At 66.4% G+C, this 2812-nt stretch carries 3 protein-coding genes; 1 reads left to right on the forward strand and 2 read right to left on the reverse strand.

Annotated features, from left to right (window positions below):
- Both MXAZACID_RS19950 and MXAZACID_RS00980 read right to left on the reverse strand, forming a co-directional pair.
- Window positions 1–783, reverse strand: a 783-nt coding sequence (locus tag MXAZACID_RS19950) for an OPT family oligopeptide transporter (protein ID WP_008492133.1), incomplete at its 3' end; no start/stop codon positions are given.
- A 109-nt stretch (window positions 784–892) separates the two neighbouring features.
- Complete coding sequence (locus MXAZACID_RS00980) at window positions 893–1819, reverse strand: aldose 1-epimerase (protein ID WP_008492134.1); 927 nt, start codon at window positions 1817–1819, stop codon at window positions 893–895.
- Window positions 1820–2015: 196 nt separating this feature from the next.
- On the opposite strand from MXAZACID_RS00980, the gene MXAZACID_RS00985 reads away from it, so the two are divergent.
- A partial coding sequence (locus tag MXAZACID_RS00985; protein WP_039884842.1) for a dihydrodipicolinate synthase family protein occupies window positions 2016–2812 on the forward strand: 797 nt, incomplete at its 3' end.

Here is a 2812-nt window from a genome sequence, read left to right on the forward strand (position 1 = left end):
ATAATGGCTCCACCCGGCCGAGGCGGCGGCGGCGGCGCTGCCGGGAATCGCATGCAGCGCGGTGAAATGCGGCACCCCCCAGAGCCAGCCGATCGCCGCCCCCAGCGCCATCGCCAGCCCCACCCACAGCCCGACCAGATGGCCGATGGCGAACAGCGCGAAAGAGAGATCGAACTCGAATCCGGTCGCATCCTCGTTTTTCCCGCCAAAGCGCCCATAGCCGGCGATGCTGGCGGCGAAAATCTGCGTCTGCACGATGAAATAAAACACCGCCGAGACGATGCCGCCCCAGACCACGGTGCGCAGCCCGGCCCCGCCGGCCTCCGGCGCGCCTTGCGTGCCGACTTTCAGCACCTCCGCGCAGGCCACCCCTTCAGGGTAGGGAAGATCAGAGTCCGTCACCAGCGCCCGGCGCAGCGGGATCGTGTACATCACCCCCAGAATCCCGCCGGCGGCACAGATCAGGCTGGTCTGCCAGAACGGAAACCCGCTCCAATAACCGACGATCACCAGCCCCGGCAGCACGAAAATGATCGAGGAGAGCGTGCCGGCGGCGGAGGCCACCGTCTGCACGATATTGTTTTCCTGGATGCTGGCGCCGCCCACGGCGCGCAAAATTGCCATCGAGATCACCGCCGCCGGGATCGAAGAGGAAAAGGTCAGCCCGGCTTTCAACCCGAAATAGACATTGGCGGCGGTGAACACGAAGGTGATCAGGATGCCGATGAGAACACTGCGCAGCGTGAGTTCGGCGCGGGGGGCAGGGGGCGGGCTTATGGTCATGCGATCATCCAAGGTGGGTTGAGACAGGGAAGGCGCGCTGGCCTGTCTCTTGCCTGGAAGCCCCCCGGCCGGCTGTCAAGCCGCGCGCGCCGCGCCAGGGGAGGGGCGCTTACAGCGCCTCGTGGATCAGCCTGATCCACCCGCTGACCGCCTCGTCGGGTTCGAGGATTTTCAGCCCATGGGCTTGCGGCCCGTCGGGCTGGTTGATCGCGTTATTGAGATGCGAGACCGGCTCGAAGGCGAAAAAATCCTTCCCCGGCGGGGTGAAGAACACCGCATGGCCGAACAAGGGCGAGGCCTCGATCCGGATCCTGTAGCCCTGTTCTGGATAATCCAGCCAGGCCTGGCCCGCCCAACCCTCGAAGCAATTATCGAAATTGACTGAATCGAGGTCGCCCAGCCCGGCTTCCAGCCGGCTGCGCCAGGCATCCGTCCTTAAGGCGGGCAGCGCCTCCTGGTCGCTCTCCCACATCGCGGCCGCCGCGAAGCGCACCCTCACCCCTGGCAGGCGCGGGAAATAAAGATGATGCCCCATCCCGGCCGGCATGGCCCGGCGGTCCTGGTTGCGGATGCTGATTTCGATCTCGAACCCGTCATCCAGCGCCCGGTAAAGCTGGGTGGCCTCATAGGCAAAGGGGAAGGCGAGCAAATCCGGCCGGTTCGGTGAGGAGGCAAGGCGCAGCAAGGCCTCGGCAGGGCTGGCGCGGTCAATCTCCCAGGGGGCGAGAAGCGCGTTGCCATGCATCGCATGGCGCGTCTCGCGCGTGTCCCGGGGCAGGGTATAGCTCTGGCCCTCAAAGCTGAATTGCCCATGGGCGATGCGGTTGGAAAACGGGATCAGCGGGTAGGAGGCCAGCTGGCGCACGCTCACCGTGCCATCCTGCCCGGGCTGCACCGTCCGCATCAGGCTGGTGCCGCCATGGTGCCAGCCGATGATGGCGCCGCCCTGGCCTGGCGAGAGTGCCAGCTCGGTCGGGCCTTGCCGCAGATGTAAAGAGTCAGGCTGGTCGCGCTCTGCAGCGTCCGAACGGGTCATTGGCGATCCTCCTTTGCCGGTTACAGCGCAGCATGCAGGAGGCGGCAAGGCCGCGCTTGACAAAAAGTTGTCAATTAAGTTTATAATATATGTAAATCGACCGGTCCGGACCGTGGCGGCGCTGCTTTGGCCGCTTCCGGACATCACGCTGATTTCAAACGAAGATCATGATTTGGTAAGGGATAAGGATCGCAAGATGAGCTTCACCGCTGAAGAGTTTCGTGCCCGGCTCACGGGCATTTCGGGCATTCTCGTGACACCGTTCAACCGGCAGGACCAGATTGACCCGGCACCGCTTGCCGCGATCGCGGAGCGGGCGGCGGCGGCGGGCGTGCATATCCTCACCGCCAACGGCAATACCGGCGAATTCTACGGCCTGACCACCGCCGAGGCGGAGCGTGCGGTGCATGCGGCGGCGGAGGCGGTGGCCGGGCGGGTGCCGCTGCTGGCCGGCATCGGCCGCTCGATCCATGACGCGCTGGCCCTCACCAAAGCCTCCCGCGCCGCCGGCGCTTCGGCGCTGATGGTGCACCAGCCGCCCGACCCGTTCGTCGCCCCGCGCGGCGTCGTCGAATATGTGAAGCGCATCGCCGAGGCCGGGCAGGGGCTGCCGGTGGTGATCTATCTGCGCAATGACGGCATCGGCCTGGACGCCATCGCGGATCTTTGCGCCATCCCCAACGTGGTCGGGGTGAAATGGGCGACCCCGGCGCCGCTGCGCCTGGCCGAGGCGATCCGCCGTGCCGACCCCGCCATCGTCTGGGTCGGCGGGCTGGCCGAAACCTGGGCGCCGGCCTTCTACGCGGTGGGGGCGCGCGGCTTCACCTCCGGCCTCATCAATGTCTGGCCGGCGCATTCGGTCGCGATTCACGCCGCCCTGGAAGCCGGGGACTACGCCAAGGCCCGCGCGATGATCGCCACCATGGAGCCGTTCGAGGCGCTGCGGGCGGAGGAAGGCAACGGCACCAATGTCTCGGTGGTGAAGGCGGCGCT

This window comes from Acidocella sp. MX-AZ02 (assembly GCF_000306035.1).
GTDB classification, from domain to species: domain Bacteria; phylum Pseudomonadota; class Alphaproteobacteria; order Acetobacterales; family Acetobacteraceae; genus Acidocella; species Acidocella facilis.